Origin of the sequence: Paludibacterium paludis (genome assembly GCF_018802605.1) — a bacterium.
Taxonomy (GTDB): Bacteria; Pseudomonadota; Gammaproteobacteria; order Burkholderiales; family Chromobacteriaceae; genus Paludibacterium; species Paludibacterium paludis.
In genome coordinates this window covers 1,940,904-1,964,482 of record NZ_CP069161.1, presented here as the reverse complement: position 1 = coordinate 1,964,482, position 23,579 = coordinate 1,940,904, and the positions used below count along the sequence as shown (strand labels likewise).

Below are 23,579 nucleotides of genomic sequence, written 5' to 3'. Positions count from 1 at the left end.
ATCCTCGGGATGATGGCTTATTTGAGTTGGACGCGCGGGTCGATCAGTTTGTACACCAGATCGGCCAGCAGGTTGAACACCATGGTGGCGATGGCGATATAGATCGTCACCGCCTTGATCACCGGAAAATCGCTCTTGTTGACCGCCAGGACCACTTCGTTGCCCATGCCGGGAATCCCGTAGAAGTTTTCCAGCACCAGGGCGCCGATCATCATGAACGGCAGCGACATCATCACGGTGGTCACCACCGGAATCATCGCGTTGCGCAGCACATGCTTGAGCATCACTTTCCGTTCCGACAATCCCTTGGCGCGCGCGGTGCGCACGTAGTCGTGATTCATTTCCTCAAGGAAGAAGCTGCGGTAGAAACGGATGTCCGGCCCCAGCGACACCATCAGTCCCATCAGCAATGGCAAGGGCACGTACACCAGCAGATTGACGAGGAAGGAGTCGCTCCAGCCGCGCACCGGAAACAGCTCCAGCTTGTAGGCGAGAAAATACTGGCCGGCGATGATGTAGACCAACGCGCTGATCGACATCGCCACCGTGCAGGCGATGGTGACGATGCGGTCGGTGAGCCCGCCGCGGAAATAGGCCACCGTGGCGGCCAGCGGAATGGCGACCAGCAGATCGACCACCAGCAGCGACCCGGTCAGGGTCAGGGAGGGTCCGATGCGCGAAGTGATGATATCGGACACCGGCTGCTGGGTCGCCCAGGACGTGCCGAAGTCGAGCGTCAGCACCTGCCTGACAAAAATCATGAATTGCTCGGGGAGCGACTTGTCGAGGCCGAGCTGGGCGCGGATATTGGCCAGCACGTCGGCGGTCAGGTGCTTGCCGGCGAGAATGTAGGACGGATCGCCCCCCACCAGCGTGAAGAGTGTGAATACCAGCAGCATGACCCCGAGCAGGGTCGGGATCATCTGCAGCAAACGGCGAATGATATAGGCGGACATGATGTGCTATCCCGGTCGAGTCGTTGGATGGATCCGCATTGGCGCGGACGGCATCAAGTGTTATTTCTGGATGTCGATGAAGCGCCATGCCACATTGAACACCGGGTGCGGCACGAATCCGCGCACCCAGCGCTGCGACAGGTAGTTCTTGAAGCGCGTATCGCCATACACCCAGGGGGTTTCGCCGGAAGCGACCAGGTCCATCTGGTCGAACAGCTTGTCGCGCTCCGGACCGTCCGGAAGGCGCTGCGAGGCTTCGTAAAGCTTGTCGTAACGCGGCGACTGGTAGCAGGCGTAATTCGAATCGCCCACGTTCTTGCCGTACAGCAGCATCACGAAATTGTCGCCGTCGGGATAATCGGCGAGCCATGCGCCACCAGCCATGCCGTAGGAGCACTCGCGGATCACCTTCTGCTGTTCGTTCCACTGCATGACCCGGAAATTGACCCGGATCTTGATCAGATCGAAGGCCTTCTGCCAGTACTCGTTCCACTGCTTGTCGATCGCCGTGGGGCCGGTGACGAAATCGATCACCAGCGGTTTGCCGTCCGGCTGGGTACGGTACCCGTCGGCGCCGATCCGGTAGCCGACCCGGTCGAGCAAGGCGTTCGCCAGCGCCGGATCGTACGGATGACGCACCCGCATGCCAGGATTGTGGCCGGCCACGTTGGCCGGAATGAGGCTCTGCACCTGGACGGCCTGGTTGCGGCGGATGTCGCTGATGGTTTCCCGGGTGTTGAACGACATCGCGATGGCGCGACGCAACGCGATGCGCTCTTTGCTCAGCCCGCCGATCACCGGGTGCTTCATGTTGAACGGATAAAACGTGACTTCGGACTCCAGGTAGCGCGAAAACTGGACGCCCTTGTTCTTCAGTTCCGGCTTGAGCGCGACGCGCCAAGGATTCTTCGGATCGAGGATCAGCGCGCGACGCACCGCCGGCTGGGGAACGGTGACAAGATCCAGCTGTCCGCTGCGGAACGCCAGCCAGCGCGGCTGTTCCTCTTGAATCACCGATATCTCGATGCGGCCGATCTGCGGCATCAGCTTGCCGTTCATTTCGCTGGCGACCCGGTGCGCCACGGGTGTGGTGTTGTCGGTGTAATTGAACACCACCTTGCGGAAATTGGGATTGGCCACCAGGGAAATATGGGTGCCGGGCTTCCACTGGGCGAGCATGTACGGCCCGGTGCCGACCGGATGGGCGTTGGTATTGGTGCCGTACGCCTCGATGACCTCGCGCGCCACGGCGCTCAGATGCGGCATGGCCAGCATGTACTTGAGTCCCGGGGTGGGTTCGACCAGTTTCATCTGCAGAGTGTAGCGGTCGAGCGCCTTGAGGCCTTCGATCGGCGTGTCGTAATCGAGCCGGCCGCCCTTGGCCTTGGCGACCAACTCATCGAGACCGACGAACTTGCCGCGCACCAGGTAACTGGATGGCGAGCCGACCAGCGGATCGGCCACCCGCTTGAAGGAATACACATAGTCCGCCGCGGTCAGCTCTCGCTTCTTGCCCTTGAAGGCCGGATCCGGCGCGAAATAGATGCCGGGCTTGATCCGCATCGTCACGGTCTTCCCGTCGGCGCTGATGTCGGGCATCGCCGTCACGGTATTGGGAATGAGTTTGGCGGGACGGGCCAGATAGTCATAGGTCAGCAGCGGATCGAAAAGGTTTTCGTTGACACTGGAAGAATAGACATCCGACACCTTGGCCGGATCGAAACCGGTTTCCGGGGCGATGAACGAGTCGTGCAGCACCTTGTTCATGTCGGCGGCGTGCAGCGTCGAGCCGACGCCTATGGCCAGCAGCGCCACGGCGACATGTCGTTTCATGCTCATTGAGCTATTTCTCCTTTGGACGTGCGGTCGGGATACGGCGCAGGCTGTTCGGGCGCCTTTGGCCGGTTATCCTCTAAAGCTCCCTCGCCGGGGAGTCTGACGGCGTGTTATCTCTCTATTATCGGCACCACCGGGACGGACGTTCCCACGTTGATGCATGTCGCATTAAAATCCATGACGGTTTCTTTACGCAACATCTGTTGACGATTTTTTTAGATCTCTTGCGTATATAGAATACAAAATACAACATGAATACATCATAAAGCACGCCGCCCGACTCAGGCCGCCCGTCCGGTCAGGGCATCGAACCAGCGCGTCGGCAACCAGCGCTTCAGGTACCAGAATACCCGCGTCGGCGTGGTGACCCGGTAACGCGCCGCAGGACGGGCAGCATCCAGTGCCCGGATCACCGCCTCGAGCACCGCCGAGGCCGGCAGCGTGAACGGAGCGGCATGCCCTTCGCGCGTGAGGCGCGCAAGCTGCCCGCGGTAGGCCTCGGCATGCACGCTGTTTTGGTGGTCGACATGTTTCAGAAACTGCGCGAGCGCGTTGGGGCGAAACCGGCTTTCAATCGGCCCGGGTTCGATCAGACTGACGTGGATGCCGGTGCCGGCCAGTTCCAGCCTGAGCGTATCGCACAAACCCTCCATCGCGAACTTGCTGGCGTTGTAGGCGCCGCGCCATTTCATGGCGGCGAAGCCGAGAATGGAGCTGTTGAACAGCAAGCGGCCACCGCCTTGCCGGCGCATCGCCGGCAGCACCCGGGCCGTCAGCTCCCAGGCGCCGAAAAGGTTGGTCTCGAACTGGCGCCGCAGCGCCTCGCGCGGGATGTCCTCGACCGCGCCGGGCTGGCCGTAACCGGCATTGTTGAACAGCGCGTCCAGACGCCCTCCGGTGCGTTCGAGCACCGTGGCGACCGTCGCCGCGATGGCGTCGCTGTCGTCCACGTCGAGCGTCAGCGCCTCGAGTCCTTCGGCGAGAAGCCGGGCGGTATCCTCCGGCTTGCGGCAGGTCGCGAACACACGCCAGCCTCGGGCGGCGAGTCCGTGCGCGACACAATGGCCGATGCCGCTGGAAGCGCCGGTGATCAGAATGGTTTTTGGGTGTGACATGGGTCGGAAGCCTTTGCCGGTTGCGGAACATGACAGGCATTCTCACTGTTTTCCTCCGCCTTGCCTATCGCGTGGCCGCGTCACCCGCCCCGCCCCGCGAAGCGCGCGCATGAATTGTGCAACACGCGCTGACAGGCCGTGGGAATGCGCATAAAATGGCTGCCGAAACGGCAATGACATCAAGGAAACCCGCCATGGCCAAATCCGCCAAAGCCCCGGCCAGCTTCGAAACCGCCCTCGCGCAACTCGAGGATCTGATCCGGGAAATGGAAAACGGCGACCTGCCGCTGGAAACGGCGCTGACGACCTACAAGCAAGGCATCGAGCTGGTGAAGTTCTGTCAGACCAAGCTTGGCGATGCCGAACAACAACTGAAGATTCTCGAAAAAGACGAGCTCAAACCCCTGGATATCGCGAATGGCGCCTGATTCCTTCACCGGCTGGATGACCGCCATCCAGCAGCGCACCGAAGCCGCCCTGGACTCCCTGCTGCCAGACCCGGCACGGGCGCCCGCCGCCCTGCACGAGGCGATGCGCTACGCCACGCTTGGCGGCGGCAAGCGCGTGCGCGCCCTGCTCGCGCACGCGGCGGGCGAACTCACCGGCGCGAAACCGGAGCACCTCGACCGGATCGCCGCCGCGCTCGAAATGATTCATGCCTATTCGCTGGTGCATGACGACATGCCGGCCATGGACAACGACACCCTGCGGCGCGGCAAACCGACCTGCCATATCGCGTTCGACGAGGCCACGGCGCTGCTCGCCGGGGACGCGTTGCAAACCCTCGCCTTCGAAGTCATCGCCGACCCCATGGACGGCATCGCGCCATCCGTTCAGCTCGCGATGGTGTCCCGCCTCGCCCGCGCCTCCGGCCACGCCGGCATGTGCGGCGGACAGGGGATCGACCTCTCCAGCGTCGGCAAGGCGCTTTCCCAGCCCGAACTGGAGTACATGCACCTGCTCAAGACCGGCGCGCTGATCCGCGCCTCGGTGGTGCTCGGGGCCATGGGTGGACGTACGCTCGCCACCGATGAGGCGGCATCGCTCGATCATTTCGCCAAGCGCATGGGCCTCGCCTTCCAGGTGGTCGACGATGTGCTCGACTGCGAAGCCGATACCGCCACGCTCGGCAAGACTGCGGGCAAGGACGCGGCCAACGACAAACCGACTTACGTGAGCCTGATGGGCCTCGGTCAGGCCAGGCAGTTCGCCCGCGACCTGCGCGACGACGCGTTCGCCGCGCTGCAGCGCTTTGGCGACGATGCCTCGCGCCTCCGGGCGCTGGCCGATTACATCGTGGCGCGTTCCTTCTGAAAGACAAACCGACTGACTGCTATGTATCCACTGCTCGAAACCATCAACTCGCCGGCCGATCTGAAGCGTTTGTCCCGCCAGGAGCTGCCGCAACTGGCCAGCGAACTGCGCGAATTCCTGGTCGATTCGGTTAGCCGCACCGGGGGGCACTTCGCGTCCAACCTCGGCAGCATCGAACTGACCATTGCCCTGCACTACGTGTTCGACACCCCCGAAGACCGGCTGGTCTGGGACGTGGGCCACCAGACGTACCCGCACAAGATCCTCACCGGACGCCGCGAACGCATGGGTTCCATGCGCCAGAAGGATGGCCTCGCCGGCTTTCCCAAACGCGAGGAATCCGACTACGACACCTTCGGCGTCGGCCACTCGTCCACCTCGATCGGCGCGGCGCTCGGCATGGCCGTGGCGGCCAGACAACAGGGACTGCCCCGCAAGAGCATCGCCGTGATCGGCGATGGCGCGATGACCGCCGGCATGGCGTTCGAAGCGCTCAACAACGCCGGCGCGATGGACGTCGACATGCTCGTCGTGCTCAACGACAACGACATGTCGATCTCCCCCAACGTCGGGGCGCTCAATCATTACTTCGCCAAGCTGATGTCCGGGCGGTTCTATGCCGCGATGAAACACAGCTCCAACAAGGTACTGGGCATCGTTCCGCCGATGCGCGAAATCGCCAGCAAGGTGGAGGAGCACGTCAAGGGCATGTTCACGCCCGGCACGCTGTTCGAGGAATTCGGTTTCAACTACCTCGGGCCGATCGACGGCCATGACCTGGACGTGCTGATCGACACCCTGTCGAACATCAAGAAACTCAAGGGTCCGCAATTCCTGCACGTGGTCACCCGCAAGGGCCAGGGCTACAAGCTGGCCGAGAACGACCCCGTCGCCTACCACGGCGTCAGCAAGTTCGATCCGGCCAACGGCCTCGCCAGCGCGAAATCGGGCGGCAAGCCTTCGTACACCCAGGTATTCGGCGACTGGCTGTGCGACATGGCACGCCTCGACAAGCGGCTGGTGGGTATCACGCCGGCGATGCGCGAAGGCTCGGGCATGGTGCGTTTCGAACAGGAAAACCCCGATCGCTATTTCGATGTGGGCATCGCCGAGCAGCACGCGGTCACCTTCGCCGCCGGGCTTGCCTGCGACGGTGTCAAGCCGGTGGTCGCCATCTACTCGACCTTCCTGCAGCGCGCCTACGACCAGCTCATTCACGACGTGGCCCTGCAGAACCTGCCCGTGGTCTTCGCGCTGGATCGCGCAGGGCTCGTCGGCGCGGACGGTCCGACCCACGCCGGCGCCTTCGACCTGTCCTTCCTGCGCTGCATTCCCAACATGACGGTCATGGCGCCGTCCGATGAAAACGAATGCCGCCAGATGCTGTACACCGCGTTCACCCTGGATACGCCGACCGCCGTGCGCTATCCGCGCGGTTCCGGCACCGGCGCCGCGATCGAGGAGGCCATGACCGCGCTGCCCGTCGGCCGCGGCGTGGTGCGCCGCCAGGGATCGGGCGTCGCCATCCTCGCGTTCGGCAGCATGGTCGCGCCGGCGCTCAAGGCGGCCGAAACGCTCGGCGCCACGGTGGCCGACATGCGTTTTGTCAAACCGGTCGACGCCGGGCTGATCCGCGAGCTCGCCGCGAGCCATGAACTGCTGGTGACCGTCGAGGAAAACGTGGTGATGGGCGGCGCGGGTTCGGCCTGTCTGGAAGTGCTGCACGCCGCGGGGCTTCCCGTGCCCGTGCTGCAGCTGGGGCTGCCGGACGACTACGTCGAGCATGGCGACCCGGCGCTGCTGCTCGCGCAGTGCGGCCTTGACGCCAAGGGTATCGAAATGTCGATCCGCGCGCGGCTCGACGCACGGAACTGACGGAGGCCGAACGCATGGCGGGTCTGGATCCCTCCGACTGGCTCCTGGTGTCGGGCACGCCCTACCAGGCACTGCCGTCCGTCGTCACCAGTCTCGCCATCGGCCTGCTGATCGGTGTCGAACGCGAACGCAAGCCGCGCCCGATCGCCGGCATACGCACGTTTTCCCTGGTATGCCTGCTCGGCACGCTGACCGCGCTGGCCGGCGCGGCCCTCTCGTCGGCGCTATTGCCGGCGGCGGGATTCCTGTGCGTCGCGGCCTTCGGCTTCCTGCCGATGCCGGCCGGCAACCCGCCGCGCGAATCGAGCGCGACCACCATCGCCGCGCTGCTCGCCACCTTCTGCCTGGGATGCCTCGTCGCCGTGGGATACGCGGCGCTGGCGGTCGCCGGCGCCATCCTGGTCACCGGCCTGCTCTACCTGAAGCCCGAGCTGTCGGGGCTGTCGCATCGGCTGGAGCGCCGCGACCTGCACGCGCTGCTGCGCTTCGCCGCGCTGTCCTTCATCGTGCTGCCCCTGCTGCCGAACCGCAATTTCGGCCCTTACGACGCGTTCAATCCGCACCACGCCTGGCTGGTGGTGGTGCTCGTCGTGGGCGTCAGCCTGGCGGGCTACCTCGCCGTGAAGTTTCTCGGCGACAAGGCCAACGGCCCGCTGCTCGGGGTTCTCGGCGGCCTGGTATCCTCCACCGCCACCAGCCTCGTCTACGCGCGCGAGGCCCGCGCCAATCCGGCCTCGCGGGGCTTCGCGGTGTCGGTGATCCTGATGGCCAATCTGGTGCTGTTCGCGCGCCTGACACTGCTCACCGCTCTGCTGTTCCCCTCCGCGCTGCCCGCCGTGGCGCTGGCGCTGATGCCGGCCCTGGGCGCCGGAATCTTCGCCGCGCTCGTCACGGCGGCGCGTCATCGCGCAGCCAGCGAGCGAGCCGCGCTGACCCTGTCGAACCCGACCGAGTTGAAACTGGCGCTGGAATTCGGGGCGCTGTTCGCCTTCGTCACCTTCGTCGCCGCCTGGCTCAACAGCGAATTCGGCAGCCGCGGCGTGTACCTTGTCGCGGTGATCTCGGGCATGAACGATGTCGACGCGATTTCGCTATCGGTGCTCAACCTGTTCGGCGAGGCCCGCCTGTCCATCGGACAGACGGTCAGCGCCATGGCGCTGGCCATCGGCGCCAACACCCTGTTCAAGTTCGGCCTGATCGCCAGCGCCGGCGGCACACCGCTCGCCCGGCTGTGTCTGCCGACCCTGCTCTCCAGTCTGGCCGGGCTCGCGGCCGGCGTGTTCGTGTCGGTCGCCGGTTAGCCCGGGAAAAACCGACTTCTTTACTCGGGTATTGACGCGCGGTATACTGTATTATCCATACCGGATGCTTTAACAGATGACAACACCGATCCCCGACATACAGAGCACGCGCGATACCCGCAACATCCCCATCAACAAGGTCGGCATCAAATCGATGCGCCATCCTGTCACGGTGGCCGAGCGCAACGGCGGGATCCAGCACACCATCGGTCTGTTCGACATGTATGTGCACCTTCCAGCCCAGTTCAAGGGCACGCACATGTCGCGGTTCGTCGAGATCCTCAACGCCCAGGAACGGGAAATCTCGGTGGCGTCGTTCCAGGCCATCGTCGCGGCCATGGTCGGGCGCCTGGATGCCGCTTCGGGCTACATCCAGATGACCTTCCCCTACTTCGTCAACAAGACCGCGCCGGTGTCCGGCGTGCAAAGCCTGCTTGACTACGACGTCACATATATCGGCGAAATCCGCGACGGCGCCTACCGCTTCACCATGAAAGTCCTGGTTCCGGTCACGAGCCTTTGCCCCTGCTCGAAGGAAATCTCGCGCTACGGCGCGCATAACCAGCGCTCGCATGTGACGCTGACGGCCTCCACGGCCGAGCATGTCTGGATCGAGGAGCTGATCGACATGGCCGAGGCCGAAGCGTCCTGCGAGCTGTACGGTCTGCTCAAGCGCCCCGACGAGAAATTCGTCACCGAACGGGCCTACGAAAATCCCAAGTTCGTCGAGGACATGGTGCGCGATGTCGCCGCCCGTCTCGATAGCGACCCGCGTATCCTGTCTTACGTGGTGGAATCGGAAAACTTCGAATCCATCCACAACCACTCGGCCTACGCGCTGATCGAACGCGACAAGCGCGCCTGAACCTCCCCGGAACCGCCTCGCCGGGCGCGCCACGAAACCGGAACTGCCGGCCTGCGCAGGCAGTTTTTCCCGCCGTCCCCCCGTCCACAGCACATCAGGATCCTGACAGCCCGGCCGGGGCCGGGCCGCCCGAGGGTCGGAATCTGCATGCGCAAGCCGGAGGCACTCTGGTACAACACGGTTTTCACTTGACGTGCCGTACCCATGAACACGATATCCACCACTTCCCCATGCCCGGCGCTTGCCGACCGCACTACGCCCACGAGTCCGGGAACGCCCATGCGCGCGCTGACGCAAGTGTCAACCACCGGAGAATCCCCCGCCTCCCCATCAGGAGTGTCCGATCCGGCGCGCACCCTTTGCGACGCTTTCAACCTGCGCGCATCGCCCATCCTTGTTTCCTCGCTCAACGACAGTGTCAACCATGTCACGGACTTTTCGATGGAACGGTTTGTTTCCATTGTCCGGCGCCGCACCGACGCGGCACGCGGTCACGCACAGGAGGAATGCAATTTGTCTGGATCGGTGCTGTTCAGAACATGCAAGGACACTTTGTTCCAGGCCAATGGTTCCGCGCGTTTTGCCCTGAACGCCAGGGCGGATACATCCGAGATGCCCGGTTCGGTATTCCACAGTCTGAAATCCGCCATGACCATGAACATCGAGTTGGACAACGATCTGGATGACGAGCAAAACATAAACACATCCAAGCTGCAGCGACTGATGGACAGGAACCGTGCGAAGCTTGACCTCTGCCGGGTCGGCGCATCCAGTTCGCCCGCGCAGATCGCCGCCTGGGTCAATCAACACAAGCACCATGTCAAACTGTCCTTCGGCTTTATCATCGAACCTGCCAGAGTGACGGTATCGCATGCTTTCCCCGATGGGGGAAACACCTTCAACATGGCTCATGTCAACTATATCGCGCCCGATCCAGGCCATGGACAGGATCGGGTCTTCGCCACCCGTGCCGACGACCCGGGACATAAGGAAGGGCGCAGGGACAAGCACTCGCGGATCGTCGACGGGGCGATCGTCCCCCGCGAGACCCCTCGGCAAACCTTGCAATCGTTGATGAAATACCTCTCAAAACCGGACCGACTTGGCGGCCACACCCTCTCCGAAGTGCTATTCCTCCCGCAAGGCGATCCGCAAGATATGCTGGCGGCGGCGTACATCGACTTTTCCTCCAAGTTCGAATACATGGAGGCCGACGAGGTGAACCGCTACCTTTCGGCCAATGCCCCGCAAGTCCGCCACTGGCAACAGTGCGCGGGAACATTGCCGTTGTTGGTGATTTACACCGACTTGAGCGGTAACCGCGTACTCGCCCCGGTGACCTTCGATGACGTACCCCGGATTCTCGTGGCGCCCCCGTCCCCGCCCGTGGCACCTCGGCTCACCGAGGAACTGGAGGAGCTGGAGGATCTGCTCTGACCCCTTCGGAGGCAAAGGACAGGCAGCACCCCGGAATGCCTCCCCACGAACCCGGAGCGATTACCGGCGCGGGCCAAGCAAGCGGGGAATCCACTCCAGAATACGGTCCGCCGTCTCGACGGGGTGTTCGAGCGGAAAAAGATGACTGCCGCCCTGCGTGTCCACCTCGATGGCGAAATGGCGCCGCATCCAGCGGATATCCCGCTCGCCGAGCACATCCGATTCGGCCCCGGCGATGAACAGCGCGGGCACCGACAATCGCCCCCGGTATTTCGGATAATCGTGCGGCAAAGTGCAATAGATCGCGTGTTCAACATGCGGGCGGAACTTCAGGCGCCGGCCGCCACTCTCAGTGGCGATGGTGCCCGCCTGCGCATAATCCGTCAGACAATCGGCATCGAAACGGGCGAACAGGGATTTGCGCGCGAAATAGTCCCGCACCATCTCGACATCCGCCCAGTTGTCGCGCCGCCGCAGGGTATTGCCGCCCGGCGTGACCCGATCGATGAAGCCGAGCCTTTTCGCGAACCAGATGCCGGCGGAGCGGAACGGCCCCATCAGCGGTGAGTCGAGAATGATCAGCGCGTGAAACAGGTCCGGACGGCGGATCGACGCATAGAACAGAACGATGCCGCCCAACGAGTGACCGACCCCGATCACGGGCGCATCATAGTGTTCTTCGATATACTGTATCGCCTCATCGACCAGGTACGGCCAACCGTCCGTCACGGGGAACGCCGGATCGTGACCGATGGTATCCATGAAGCCGACATGATGGTGCTCGCCCAATCGGGCCAGCATTTTCCGGTAGGTGCTCGCCGGAAAGCTGTTGGCATGGGCAAAATGCAAATTATGTTTCATGTGGTGTTGGAACAGCCCCAGTTGTTATGCAATTATCTTACCGAAATCCCGGAGACAAGGGATACTGCTCTGCCAAGGAAAACCGAATGTTGCGCAAACTGAAAGACACCTTTTTCCGCTTCGTCTGCCTCGCGGCCTGGCTGTCCGCCCTGCCGGCGACGGGACTGGCGGCCGACACCGACGACCTCCTCCCCCCCGAGCAAGCGTTTCCCGCGCGGGTGGAGCGCCAGGCGAAGACCCTGGTCGTCACCCTCGATGTGGCCGACGGCTACTATGTCTACCGCGACCGCATCGCCTTCGAGACCCGGCCCGGAGGGCAGGTCGGCAAGCCCGCGCTGCCCGCGGGCCACGTCAAGAACGACCCGTACTTCGGGGAGCAGACGATCTATACCGGCACCAACCGGATCACGCTGCCGCTGACCAGCCCGTCATCGGGCAAGTTCGTGCTTTCCTTCAAGTTACAAGGCTGCGCCCAGGCCGGCGTCTGCTATCCGCCGTACACCCATACCCTCGAGGTACCCGCCGGCAAGCCGTCCACAGCCGTTGCGGCCACGGAGGGCAAAACACCCCCAAAGCCCGTGCCGGCGGCAACGCCGGCTGACCCGGCCCCCGCCCCCCCCGCGGTAAACAGACAGGCGGCCGGCTGGCTGGCCGCCGAAGCCTCGGCGGCGCGCGCACCGGCGCCAGCCGTCCCGCCCGCGCAAGGTATCGACCGCGGCAACATCGCGGCGACGCTTCTGGCCTTCCTCGCCGCGGGCGTCGGCATGGCCTTCACCGCCTGCATGTACCCGCTGCTGCCGATCGTCTCCTCGCTGATCGCCGGCCAGGGCCATTCCCTCACGCGCACCCGGGGCTTTCTCCTCACTTTCGCCTATGTCCAGGGTCTCGCGCTGACCTACACCGCCGTCGGCGTCGCCGCGGGCCTGACCGGCTCGCTCCTGACGGTGTGGCTCCAGCAACCGGCCGTGGTCCTCACGGCCAGCGCGCTGATGGTGGTGTTCGCGCTGTCGATGTTCGACCTGTATTCCATCCAGCTGCCCAGCGCCCTGCAATCGCGGCTGGCCGAATCGTCCAACCGGCTCTCCGGCGGGCACCTCGCCACCGTGTTCGCGATGGGCTCGCTGTCCGCGCTCTTGGTCGGCCCGTGCGTCGCGCCACCGCTCGCCCTGGCGCTGGGCTATATCGGCAGCACCGGCGACGCCGTGCTCGGAGGCGCCGCGCTGTACGCGATGGCGATGGGACTGGGCCTTCCGCTGCTGCTGATCGGCACCTTCGGCGGCCACGTGCTGCCGCGCGCGGGAGGCTGGATGAAACATGTGAAATCCGCCTTCGGCGTGGTGATGCTCGGCGTGGCGCTATGGATGGCCTCGCCCTTCCTGCCGTCCGCGCTCGTACTGCTGCTCTGGGGCCTGCTCGCCATCGGTCTTGCGGTGTTTCTCGGCGCGGCCGATGCGCTGCCGGCCAATGCCCATGCCGCGCGCCGCCTGGCCAAGGCCGCCGGCATCGCCTTGCTGCTGGCCGGAACCGCGCAGCTCGCCGGCGCCCTGAGCGGCGCGAAAAACCCGCTCCGCCCCCTGGAGGCGCTGGCCTCGCCAGGCCAGGCGCCAAGCCCGGCGCCGGCATTCGCGCCGGTCGGTTCCACGCGCGAACTTGATCTGGCGATCCGCAATGCCGCGGGCAAGCCGGTGATGCTGGACTTTTATGCGGACTGGTGCGTCTCCTGCAAGGAAATGGAAGACACCACATTCCGCGACCCCGCCGTCGAGGCGAGCCTGCGCCGCTACGTGCTGCTGCGCGCCGACGTCACGGCCAACGCCCCCGAGCACGTCGCGCTGCTCAAGCGCTTCGGCCTGTTCGGTCCGCCCGGCATCATCCTGTTCGACAAGGCCGGCAAGGAAGCGGGACGCGTGGTGGGTTACACCGACAGCGCACCGTTCCTGAACACCATTGATCCGCTCACGCGAGGTTGAGGAGAGCTTCATGGGCATTCGCCGCTGGTCGGGCATTTCCGTCATGGCCGTCATCCGCGTGGCCGTCGTGCTGCTGCTGGTGGCCGCCTGCCTGAAAATCATCCAACCGTTCCTGGGGGCGTTGATCTGGTCGATCATCATCGCCATTTCCGCCTGGCCCGCCACGACCTTCCTGACCGAACGCTTCGGCGGCCGCCGCAAACTGGCGGTCGGGGTGATCATTCTGACGATGCTGCTGGCGCTCGTTGCGCCCATCACCCTGATGGCGCTGTCGCTGGCCGACACGCTCCCCCAACTGACCAGCATGCTTCATCAGCTGGCGACTTCGAGGCTCCCCGCCCCGCCTCAATGGCTGGCGGGAATCCCGCTGGCCGGCGAACCGATGGTGAAATTCTGGATCAGCGCCCAGAACGACCTGCCGGGGCTTCTGGAAAAGGTGCGGCCGATGCTCAACCAGACGGTGTTATGGTCACTGAGCAACGGCGCCCGGCTGGGCGTGAGCATTCTGGAAATCGTTCTCGCCATTATCATCGCCGCGGCCTTCCTGCTTAACGGCGAAGTCGCCTGGCTCACCGCCGAGCGCACCATCGTGAAGCTGGGCGGCGCACCGGCCGAAGAGTTGCCCGATGTGGTGGCGCGCACCATCCGCAGCGTGATGACCGGGGTGGTCGGCACCGCGCTGGTGCAAACCCTGCTGTGCGTGCTGGGTCTGGTGATCGCCGGCGTGCCCGGCACGCTGGTACTGGGTTTTCTGTGTTTCATGGTCGCCGTGGCGCAGCTTCCGACCCTTGTCGTCTGGCTGCCGGCCGCGGGCTGGGTGTTTTACACCGGAGAGACCGGCTACGGCATCTTTCTGCTGGCCTGGGGTTTCCTGCTTGTCAACACCATCGACAACTTCATCAAGCCGATCCTGATCAGCCACGGCGCCAACCTGCCACTGGCGCTGATTTTCATGGGAGTGATCGGCGGGCTGATCGCCTGGGGTGTCATCGGACTGTTCATCGGCCCGACGCTGCTCGCGGTCGGCTATACCCTGTTCCAGCACTGGCTGGCTGGCCGCCGCGAAGAAGACCGGCTCTGATCGCAAAAAAGGGAGTCCTCATGGACCCCCTGTATTTCACGCGCCCGACGCGATCAGGCCGCGCCCGCCAGCCAACGCCGCGTCACTTCCGCCACGCGCTCGCCCAGCACCTCAGCCGTGCGCTGATCGGCGAGCGGCGGCACGACATCGGCCCCCTGATCGGCATTGGACTGGGCCATCGCGCCGAGGAAGGATCCCAGGCGATTCAGATCTTCGACCGATCCGCCGCTGTTGTTGTTGCCCGGCATCAGGCCAAGACTGGTCCAGATCATCTGGTGTTGGGCCGCGAACACCGCCAGTTGCACCAGCGTGTTGAGCTTGTCGCCGCTTTGTGACGCCGAGTTGGTGAACCCCGCCGCGATCTTGTCGCGCCATTTGCCCCAGTGTTTGGACGACGCGTCCATGAATCCCTTGAACCCCGCCGACGCACTGCCCATATAGGTCGGCGCGCCGAACACAATGGCGTCGGCCGCATCCAGCGCATCCCAGTGCGTCTCGACGTTTTCGACGGGGACCAGCAGCACCTGTGTGCCGCCGACTTTTTGCGCACCGCGCGCCACCGCTTCGGCCTGGACTTTGGTATGGCCGTAGCCGGAGTGATACACAATTGCGACCGTTGTCATGTCATGCTCCCAGTAAAGTTCGAGTTAGTACTATATACCCTTGAGTTACTAAAAGTAAGTAGTTACCATTTCGAAACCGAAACCGATGGAATGATGTCATGACACGCCAGCCTTCCGGCAACCCCTGCCCGGTCAACCGCATCCTGCGCGTGGTGATGGGAACGTGGACCACTTACATTCTGTGGAACCTTCACCGTCTTGGAACACTGCGTTTCGGGGAATTGCGCGCGGCGATCCCCGATATCTCGGCCAAAGTCCTGACCGAGCGCCTGCGCATGCTGGAACACGAAGGACTGGTGCACCGCGACTACACACCGACCATTCCGCCGCAAGTGGCTTATTCGCTGACCGACAAGGGGCGGGAGCTACACGAGGTGCTGGACGGTCTTGCCGCGCTTGCTGTGAAATGGCAGTCGGAAGCGCCGCGACACGAATGAGGACAGCCTGTTCTTTTGGCCAGAGCAGGACAACAGAATATAACTATCCTGAATGAAATTTCAGGCAGGTACTTCTTAGACCGCTCGCCCCTTCCTGAAATTGTCCGTTTCTCAGCAAGGAGCCGAATCATGAACGTTCACCTGACCGTGCTGGCGCTCGCCGCCGCACCCGCCCTTGTCATGGCGCATGGCACCATGGAAGTGCCGGCCAACCGCGTCTACACCTGCTTCCTGGAAGGACCGGAAGAACCGCAAAGCCCCGCCTGCATCGGGGCGGCCAACGCTGGCGGCACCGAAGGCATGTATAACTGGAACGGTATCAACCAGCTGCCGCAGGGCGACAACCACCAGGCCGTCGTGCCGGACGGCACGCTGTGCGCCGGCGGCAATGCGCTGTTCAAGCCATTCGATACGCCCCGGCGCGACTGGCGATCGACGACCCTCGTTCCGGACAGGAACGGCCGCTTCGAATTCGTCTATTACGCCACGGCGCCCCACGCCACCCGCTATTTCCGCTTTTACGTCACGCGCAACGGCTGGTCACCGGATCAGCCGCTCAAATGGTCGGATCTCGAACTGTTCTACACCTGGAACGGCAACGCGCCGTTGTCTCCCGACAAGCGTTACCGCCTGAAAGTCCCGCTGCCTGTCGGCAAGACTGGTCAGCACATCATTTATCACGTCTGGAAACGGTCGGATAGCGAAGAGGCGTTCTATTCCTGCTCCGATGTGCGTTTCGCCGGCAATGCGGCCGGCGCGACGACGCCCTGGCAGGAGGCCGGACGGCTGTCGATCCGCGATGATCTGCCGGCTGGCAGCACGGTCACGCTGCGACTCTTCAACCAGGATGGACAGGACATCGAACGGCACAGCATCATGCTCGATGCGACAAGCGGCAAACGCGCCGCCTGGCCCGCCGCGCTCGCCGCCGCCGTCAACCGCGATTCGGCAATCGTCCGTATCGGAGAACTGGACCGCACCGGTCGGGTCGCTCCCGCAACGGGCGGCCACCGTGTCTATCTGAATGGCGGCTACCCCGGCTACCGCTACGAGATCGACCTGAAAACCCCCACGCGCCGATGAACGACCAGGGCACCGCACCAGTGCAGGTGCGGCGCCCCTTTCATCACATCTTGTACGTCGCCTTCAGGAAGTAAGAACGGCCCACCGGGTCGGTTCGCACCGGATCGAAACCGACTTGAAAACTCTTGGTCTGGTTACTGTAGGGCGGCGCTTCATCCAGCAGGTTGCGGATCCCCGCCGTGAGGGTCAGCTTCTTGTCCCACACGTAATTGGCCGACAGATTCCAGGTTTCATAGGAGTCCACCTTGTGCCGCTGTTTTTTCGGATTCATGTCGGTATACCCGGCCATGTAATTCTGCACCAGCGCCCCGCTCCACGGCCCGTTGTTCCAGTTGAACGCCAGACTGTGCTTCCAGCGCACCACCGGTTGCAGAACATCCTTGTACCAGCCCCCCAGCGGACTGAAATACGCGCCGCCGGGCTCCAGCTGCTGGGCGTATTTGGAGGTATAGGTGCCGTCGAGATTGACCGTGAAATTGCCCCAGGCGGTTTTGGGCGAGCGCAGGATCAGGCTCAGGTCGACCCCGGCGGCGCTCAGCGTGCCCAGGTTCTGGCTGCGGGTAACCACATATTTGAGCGAACCGTTCGGATTACGTACAAAGCGCTCAGCGTAAAGAGCTGGGTTGCTGAAAACAATGCCCGGATCAAGCTGGCCGATACTGTCCTTGACCACCGACCACCACAAGTCGGCGCTGGCCGTCACTTCCTTGACCGGCTCGACCACCACGCCGACACTCAGGGTGCTGGCCTTCTCCGGGCGCAAGTTATTACTTCCGCCCTGCAGGTTCTGGAACTGGGTGTTGCAATCATTCACCTCGTTGCCGCCATTGGCCGGCACGCCGCCCGGGCAACGCAACGGATCATCGAACTTGTTGGCGGTATAGGTGGCGTTGTCCGGCGAATAAATGTCGTACAGCGTCGGCGCGCGGAATCCCTTGCTCGCCGAGGCACGAAGCATCACTTGAGGCATCGGCAGGTATTTGAGCGCCACTTTCGGGTTGAAGGTGTTGCCAAAATCGGTATACCGGTCGTAGCGCGCCGCCAGTTGCAAGTCCAGATTCTTGATGATCGGCACATCCGCTTCCGCATACAGCGCCGTCACCGTCCGGCCACCCTTGGTCGACTTGGAGTCGGCGATGCCCGAGCCTTGGGCATACTGGGCGATACTCTGGATCTTGCTGTCCAGCTTCTCATGGCGGGCCTCGAAACCGATGGCCGTCGCCACCGCGCCGGCCGGCAATTCAAACAGTTCCTTGCTGAACTTCAGATCCGCCATGGTCGTTACGAAATCGGCGATCCAGCCATCCCCCTTCAGTTCCACACTCTGCCAGGCGCCGGCGGGTGACGGCCCGAACGGATTGATCGAACCGTTCTTTATCGCGCTAGCGACTGTGCTGCTATTGACGTAACCGCTCTTGAAGTTGATCACCGTGCGATTGCTCGAGTAGGCCACGCCCCCTTTGTAGTCCCAGCCGGCGATCACCCCCTCGGCATTGAACGCGATGCGCTGGGTCGTCGAACGGCTTTCCGTGACACGCGGCCCGAGCGGCACCGCGCGGGTATTGACCACCGCCTCGCTGCCGTCGGTCGGCGTGCCATCGGGCAGCCGGGTCGGGTAATAACGGTCCCCCGGCAAAAGAGTGACAATATCGGTCAACGGCTCGGGGGAAATATGCGTCGTGCTGATGATTCGTGTCCCCAGATACTGCAATGACAGCGTGTGCTCCCCGATCCGCCGCGCCACCTTGGCCGTCACGCTCGACTGCTCGACCTTGGGGGTCAAATCCATGTACAAGGTGGCCATTTCCCCGCAGGCCAGGCTGCCCAGCGGCAGGGAGTAAGGCGGCTGGCAAGTAGGGGAAGCCAGATTGTAAGCCTTGTCTTTGTAAGTGAAGTTGCCGGGAAACGTCCGTCCGCTCAAATTGCTCGCAGTCAGATACTGACGTGCAAAATCGCGATGGTTGGTGGTAATCGGATCGGTTTTCTGGTAGCTGAGCGATCCGTAGACGTTGTAGCCATCCTCGGACAGGCTGCCCATCCCGGCCGTGATGCTCGCATTGCCTGACCCGCCTCCCGTATGAGCGGTGGAAATCAGCTCGCCCGATACGGTCACCCCCTGATAGCTTTTCTTGGTGATGAAGTTGATCACCCCGCCGATCGCATCGGTACCGTAGATCGCCGAAGCGCCGTCACGCAACACCTCGATGCGCTCGATCGACGACAGCGGAATCGCGTTCAGATCGGTGGCATAGCCGCTGATCGCCTGGTTCGCCACGCGCCGCCCATCCAGCAGAATCAAGGTGTACTGCGATCCCAAACCACGCAGGCTGGCGTAGGCGGCGCCGCCGGAAATGGTCTGTACCGACGACGCGCTGACCAACGCCGCCTGGTTGCTGGCCAACGAGGAAATGACCTGTTCGACAGTGGTAAACCCTTGCCGGGTCATATCTTCCGTGCGGATCGTGGAAATCGGCTGAGCCAGTTCCTGCTTGATGCTGCGCTTGATATTGGAACCCGTCACTTCGACGCGTTCGAGCTGCGTCACGCCGTCATCGGCGGCATGCGCCATGGCGCCGCCCAGCACACTCAGCGCGAGTGCGATCCGTTTCATCCTGAAGTTCATCTCTATTTTCCCTTGTCTTTGCGCCAGCCGCTGCGCTTATTTGGAGTAAATGGCTGATCCGCCAATAAAAAACATTGGCATACACATTTAACATTGCAAAAAGCGGCTCAAGCAAGAGTCATGTCACAAACGCTAAATTACCCATAATGGAATAATTTCACAAAGGAATAAAGTCGAAGAAACATCAGGACAAAACGAATATTTCTTGGCGCATAATAAACATTCATCGCCAATTTGCAGTTGAATGTGACAAAAACACGACACATCCCGGCCAGGAACGTGTCGCGTTTTCACGACTCGGTAAAACGAATGGTGTATGCGAAGGAAAAATTCCGGTCTTACGATCGCAATCGGGAGGACTCCAGCGCCGGGTCTTGCCATTCGCACACGCGCAAGCCCCGGAAATGCGCGCGCGCCAGCCACCAGGCCAGCGCTTGCAGCGCCGCGCAGAGGAAAAACAGGGAGCCCATCCGCCAGTCATGCCCGGGCAAATGGCCGACCCTGGCGAGTATCGTTGTGCCGATCAACGGCCCGAAGATGATGGCAAGACTGTTGATGGCGTTAAGCGACCCCTGGGTCAGCCCCTGCTCGGTCGCCCCCACCGACCGCGAAACGATCGCCTGCAAGGCCGGTCCGGCGGCGAACGACAGAAAATTGGCCAGAATCACCACGTACATCACCCAGCCGGCGGTGGCCAGTCCGTAACAGACATAGGCGATGGCGCCCGAGGCCAAACCGGTCAGCGCCAGCCGTCGCTCGCCGAAAACCCGCAGCAAACGGCCTTGCAGGCCGCCTTGCACCACGACGCTCAGCACACCGACCAGAAACAGGGCGAAACCGTTGTCGCCGGGCGTCCAGCCAAAGCGCATCTGGGTATACAGCACCCAGGATGTTTGCAGGATGAACTGCGGTAATACGCACAGCGCGAACACCCCGACAAGCCTGCCGACCCCGCGCAAGCGCCCCAGATGCAGCAAGGCGGAGAACGGATTGGCCCGCGCGAGGGAAAACGGCGCGCGCCTCTCCCGCGGCAACGATTCGGGCAACACAAAGAATCCGTACAGCCAATTGACGATCGCCAGTCCGCCCGCCACAAAAAACGGCAGACGCACATCGTGCTCGCCCAGCAGGCCGCCGATCACCGGTCCGAAGATGAAACCAAGCCCGAAGGCGGCGCCCAGCAAACCGAAGCCTTTGCCGCGTTTTTCCGGGGGCGTGATATCCGCCATATAGGCGTTGGCGACGGAGAAGCTCGCCGCGGTGCCGCCGCTGACGATGCGAATCAGGAACAATGCCAGCAGGGAACCGGCCGTCGCGTGCACGAAGAGGCTGCACCCGAGACCGAAAATCGACAACAGGAGAACGGGGCGCCGGCCAAAGCGGTCGCTGAGCGCGCCCAGCACGGGGGTACAGAAAAACTGCATGACGCCGAAGGTCGCCGCCAGCAGGCCATACCAGTGCGCCAACTCATCGGGGCTGCGGGTGAACTGGCCGATCAGCACTGGCATGACGGGTATGATCAGGCCGATACCCAGCATGTCGAGAAACACCGTCAACAAAATGAAAGTCTGGCTGGCCTGGCGATTGGCGCCAAACAACGGATTCGACATCGGACCCCCTCCGGTTATGCGCGGATAGGCAGGCTCGCCCTGCCCGCATTTCCGCCCGCGCAACAGTAAGGGTGATTCCAACCGATTCCACGCCGGGCAAATGACATGAACCTGACATCATGCCACGCCCGGCCCGCCCTCTCAAGCCGGTGACGGCGGCACCCGCGCACCGCCGTCACCGATACCGTCACGGCAACTCGACGGCCACCGCGGTGGCTTCTCCCCCGCCGATACACAGACTCGCCACACCGCGTTTCCCGCCGGTTCTGGCCAGCGCCGCGATCAGGGTGACCAGAATGCGCGCGCCCGACGCCCCGATCGGATGGCCCAGCGCGCAGGCGCCGCCACTGATATTGACCCGTTCGTGGGGTAAACCGAGCGATTGCATCGCCGCCATGGTGACCACGGCGAAGGCCTCGTTGATCTCGTACAGATCCACCTCCGACGCGGACCATCCGGTCTTGCCCAGGAGCGCTTCGATCGCGCCCACCGGCGCGGTGGTGAAACGCGAGGGTTCGCGCGCATGGGTCGCGTGACCGACGATGCGGGCCAGCACCGGCAAGCCGCGGCGTTGCGCCTCGCCCTGCGTCATCAGCACCAGCGCCGCGCCGCCATCGGAAATGGAACTCGAATTGGCGGCCGTTACCGTGCCGTCCTTGCGGAACGCCGGTTTCAGGGAAGGGATTTTTTCCACGCTGGCCTTGAGCGGCTGCTCGTCGGTGTCGACAAGCGACTCCCCTGAGCGGAGCCTGACCGTCACCGGCGCGATTTCGCCGGCGAAATGGCCGGAACGGATCGCTTCCTTGGCGCGTTCGAGCGACGCGATGGCGAAAGCGTCCTGCGCCTCGCGGGTAAATCCGAACTCCGCCGCGCAGGCTTCGGCGAACACCCCCATCAGCGTCCCCTTATCATAGGCATCCTCGAGGCCGTCAAGGAACATGTGGTCCTTGAGTTCGCCATGCCCCAGGCGCAGACCGGCGCGCGCCTTGGGCACCAGATAGGGCGCGTTGCTCATGCTCTCCATGCCGCCGGCCACCAGTACGTCCGCGCCGCCGGCCCGCAACTGGTCATGGGCGATCATCACGGCCTTCATGCCCGAGCCGCACATCTTGTTGACCGTTGTCGCCGCCACGGAAACCGGCAGGCCCGCCTTGAGCGCCGCCTGGCGCGCCGGCGCCTGTCCCTGCCCGGCCGGCAGCACGCAGCCCATCACGACTTCGTCGACCTCCGACGCCGACACCCCGGCGCGTTCCAGCGCCGCGCGGATGGCCACCGCGCCCAGGTCGCTGGCGGCGCACTCGGCGAGGCTTCCCTGAAAACCGCCCATCGGCGTGCGGGCCATTCCGACAATCACGATCGAATCCTGCATGCGCGTGCTCCTTCTCGGTTGAATTGCTTTCATCTTACGTTAACGTAAACATTCAAGACAATTGTTTTCGCGCTGCCACAACGGCCAGTGACGATTTCTGCGCTATCATGTCGCCACTTTGGCCACGAACGATCGCAACATGATCTCCTTATTGAAACACGAAAAACCCCTGTTCCTCGCCATTCTGGCGGCCATCACCGGCTTTTTGCTCGAACACGCCATTATCGAAGCCGGACGCGGCGCGCAAACACTGGCCACCGGCGTTTTCCTCGCCATCATCATCGCCGCCGCGCTGCGCGTCGCGCACCATGGCGAGCTGTTGGCCCGGCGACTTGGCGAGCCTTACGGCACCATGATTCTCACCCTGTCCGCGGTGACGGTCGAAGTGGTGATCCTGGCGATGATGATGTTTTCCGGAGGCGGGCCGACCCTGGCGCGCGACACCGTCTATTCCGCGCTGATGCTCGACATCAACGGCATCCTTGGCATGGCCGCCATCGTCGGCGGACTCAAGCACGGCGAGCAGCCCTACAACCTCGACTCCGGCAACAGCTATGTCTCCATGATCCTGGTGGCGGCGGGCGTCTCCATGTTCGTGCCCGAATTCATCCCGGCCGGCAAATGGCAGGCCTACTCGGCCTTCACCATTGTCTGCATGGTCGTGCTCTACGCCCTGTTCCTGCGCATGCAGACCGGGCGGCACAGCTACTTCTTCGACTACACCTACGCCGACGACACCGCACAGGATGACGGACATCACGCCGGCTCGAAAACCGGACATCACGCCCTGCTGCTGGTGGCCAGCCTGGTGCTGATCGGTTTTCTGTCCGAGCTGATGGCGGCGTTCATGAACCACGCCCTGGCAGGCAGCGGTGTGCCGACGATCGTGCCCGCCATCGTGGTGGCGCTGATCTCAGCGAGCCCGGAAGTGCTCACCGCCCTGCGCGCCGCGCAAAACAACCGCATGCAGGCGGTCATGAACATCGCGCTCGGCGCCTCGCTCGCCACGGTCGTGCTGACCATCCCCGTTGTGGAAGCGATCGCGCTCATGACCGGTCAGCCTATCTCGATGGGGTTGACGCCCGTTCAGACGGCCATGCTGCTCTTGACCCTGCTGGTCGCCTCGATCAACCTCAACGACGGGGAAACCAACGCCATCGAGGGTTACACCCACGCCGCGCTGTTCGCCACCTTCCTGTTCCTCTCGGGACTAGGAGTGTGAC

Annotated in this window: 19 protein-coding genes; 11 read left to right on the top strand and 8 right to left on the bottom strand. The window is 63.4% G+C overall.

Features of this window, described 5'->3' with window-relative positions; genetic code table 11:
* Positions 1–17: 17 nt before the first annotated feature.
* From JNO50_RS08845 to JNO50_RS08835, 3 genes are all read right to left on the bottom strand, one after another.
* Positions 18–956 carry an ABC transporter permease gene (locus tag JNO50_RS08845; RefSeq protein WP_189534944.1) on the bottom strand — a complete coding sequence of 313 codons (939 nt, stop codon included), beginning with the start codon at positions 954–956 and terminating at the stop codon, positions 18–20.
* Positions 957–1,016: 60 nt separating this feature from the next.
* On the bottom strand, positions 1,017–2,795 hold the full coding sequence (locus JNO50_RS08840; protein WP_189534946.1) for an ABC transporter substrate-binding protein: 1,779 nt from the start codon (positions 2,793–2,795) through the stop codon (positions 1,017–1,019).
* A 278-nt stretch (positions 2,796–3,073) separates the two neighbouring features.
* Complete coding sequence (locus JNO50_RS08835) at positions 3,074–3,907, bottom strand: SDR family oxidoreductase (RefSeq protein ID WP_189534948.1); 834 nt, start codon at positions 3,905–3,907, stop codon at positions 3,074–3,076.
* A 194-nt stretch (positions 3,908–4,101) separates the two neighbouring features.
* Here JNO50_RS08835 and JNO50_RS08830 point away from each other — a divergent pair, with 194 nt between their 5' ends.
* The 6 genes from JNO50_RS08830 to JNO50_RS08805 all read left to right on the top strand — a co-directional run bounded on the left by JNO50_RS08830 (position 4,102) and on the right by JNO50_RS08805 (position 10,699).
* Positions 4,102–4,335 carry an exodeoxyribonuclease VII small subunit gene (locus tag JNO50_RS08830; RefSeq protein WP_229804742.1) on the top strand — a complete coding sequence of 78 codons (234 nt, stop codon included), beginning with the start codon at positions 4,102–4,104 and terminating at the stop codon, positions 4,333–4,335.
* Positions 4,325–5,221, top strand: coding sequence for a polyprenyl synthetase family protein (locus JNO50_RS08825; protein WP_189534952.1), 897 nt, complete (start codon positions 4,325–4,327; stop codon positions 5,219–5,221). Before JNO50_RS08830 ends, JNO50_RS08825 begins: the two co-directional genes overlap by 11 nt.
* A 21-nt stretch (positions 5,222–5,242) precedes the next feature.
* Positions 5,243–7,096 (top strand): 1-deoxy-D-xylulose-5-phosphate synthase, encoded by a 1,854-nt coding sequence (gene dxs / locus JNO50_RS08820; RefSeq protein ID WP_189534954.1) that lies wholly within the window; start codon positions 5,243–5,245, stop codon positions 7,094–7,096.
* Between the two features lie 14 nt (positions 7,097–7,110).
* The gene (locus JNO50_RS08815; protein ID WP_189534956.1) at positions 7,111–8,397 is read left to right on the top strand and encodes an MgtC/SapB family protein; all 1,287 of its coding nucleotides are present in this window, start codon (positions 7,111–7,113) and stop codon (positions 8,395–8,397) included.
* 76 nt (positions 8,398–8,473) lie between these two features.
* The gene (folE2, locus tag JNO50_RS08810) at positions 8,474–9,262 is read left to right on the top strand and encodes a GTP cyclohydrolase FolE2 (RefSeq protein WP_189534958.1); all 789 of its coding nucleotides are present in this window, start codon (positions 8,474–8,476) and stop codon (positions 9,260–9,262) included.
* A gap of 204 nt (positions 9,263–9,466) precedes the next feature.
* Positions 9,467–10,699, top strand: coding sequence for a hypothetical protein (locus tag JNO50_RS08805; RefSeq protein WP_189534959.1), 1,233 nt, complete (start codon positions 9,467–9,469; stop codon positions 10,697–10,699).
* 60 nt (positions 10,700–10,759) lie between these two features.
* On the opposite strand, the gene JNO50_RS08800 is transcribed toward JNO50_RS08805, so the two are convergent.
* Positions 10,760–11,560: an alpha/beta fold hydrolase gene (locus JNO50_RS08800; RefSeq protein WP_189534961.1), complete on the bottom strand. Its 801-nt coding sequence runs from the start codon at positions 11,558–11,560 to the stop codon at positions 10,760–10,762.
* Between the two features lie 86 nt (positions 11,561–11,646).
* On the opposite strand from JNO50_RS08800, the gene dsbD reads away from it, so the two are divergent.
* Both dsbD and JNO50_RS08790 read left to right on the top strand, forming a co-directional pair.
* The gene (gene dsbD, locus JNO50_RS08795; protein WP_189534963.1) at positions 11,647–13,530 is read left to right on the top strand and encodes a protein-disulfide reductase DsbD; all 1,884 of its coding nucleotides are present in this window, start codon (positions 11,647–11,649) and stop codon (positions 13,528–13,530) included.
* A gap of 10 nt (positions 13,531–13,540) precedes the next feature.
* Positions 13,541–14,611 carry an AI-2E family transporter gene (locus JNO50_RS08790; RefSeq protein WP_189534965.1) on the top strand — a complete coding sequence of 357 codons (1,071 nt, stop codon included), beginning with the start codon at positions 13,541–13,543 and terminating at the stop codon, positions 14,609–14,611.
* Positions 14,612–14,664: 53 nt separating this feature from the next.
* Here the strand turns inward: JNO50_RS08790 and JNO50_RS08785 are convergent, their stop codons facing one another.
* Positions 14,665–15,234 carry a flavodoxin family protein gene (locus JNO50_RS08785; RefSeq protein ID WP_189534967.1) on the bottom strand — a complete coding sequence of 190 codons (570 nt, stop codon included), beginning with the start codon at positions 15,232–15,234 and terminating at the stop codon, positions 14,665–14,667.
* Between the two features lie 98 nt (positions 15,235–15,332).
* Here JNO50_RS08785 and JNO50_RS08780 point away from each other — a divergent pair, with 98 nt between their 5' ends.
* Together JNO50_RS08780 and JNO50_RS08775 are read left to right on the top strand one after the other, a co-directional pair.
* Entirely contained in the window at positions 15,333–15,671 is a 339-nt protein-coding gene (locus JNO50_RS08780) for a winged helix-turn-helix transcriptional regulator (protein WP_189534970.1), read from the top strand.
* A 129-nt stretch (positions 15,672–15,800) separates the two neighbouring features.
* Positions 15,801–16,754 (top strand): lytic polysaccharide monooxygenase, encoded by a 954-nt coding sequence (locus tag JNO50_RS08775; protein ID WP_189534972.1) that lies wholly within the window; start codon positions 15,801–15,803, stop codon positions 16,752–16,754.
* A 43-nt stretch (positions 16,755–16,797) separates the two neighbouring features.
* Here JNO50_RS08775 and JNO50_RS08770 read toward each other — a convergent pair whose 3' ends face one another.
* From JNO50_RS08770 to JNO50_RS08760, 3 genes are all read right to left on the bottom strand, one after another.
* Positions 16,798–19,365 (bottom strand): TonB-dependent receptor, encoded by a 2,568-nt coding sequence (locus JNO50_RS08770; RefSeq protein ID WP_229804744.1) that lies wholly within the window; start codon positions 19,363–19,365, stop codon positions 16,798–16,800.
* A gap of 350 nt (positions 19,366–19,715) precedes the next feature.
* Positions 19,716–20,987 (bottom strand): TCR/Tet family MFS transporter, encoded by a 1,272-nt coding sequence (locus JNO50_RS08765; RefSeq protein WP_189534976.1) that lies wholly within the window; start codon positions 20,985–20,987, stop codon positions 19,716–19,718.
* Between the two features lie 187 nt (positions 20,988–21,174).
* Positions 21,175–22,356, bottom strand: a complete 1,182-nt coding sequence (locus JNO50_RS08760) for an acetyl-CoA C-acyltransferase (protein WP_189534978.1) — start codon at positions 22,354–22,356, stop codon at positions 21,175–21,177.
* A 139-nt stretch (positions 22,357–22,495) separates the two neighbouring features.
* On the opposite strand from JNO50_RS08760, the gene JNO50_RS08755 reads away from it, so the two are divergent.
* Positions 22,496–23,578, top strand: a complete 1,083-nt coding sequence (locus JNO50_RS08755; protein ID WP_189534980.1) for a calcium:cation antiporter — start codon at positions 22,496–22,498, stop codon at positions 23,576–23,578.
* Position 23,579 lies beyond the last annotated feature (1 nt).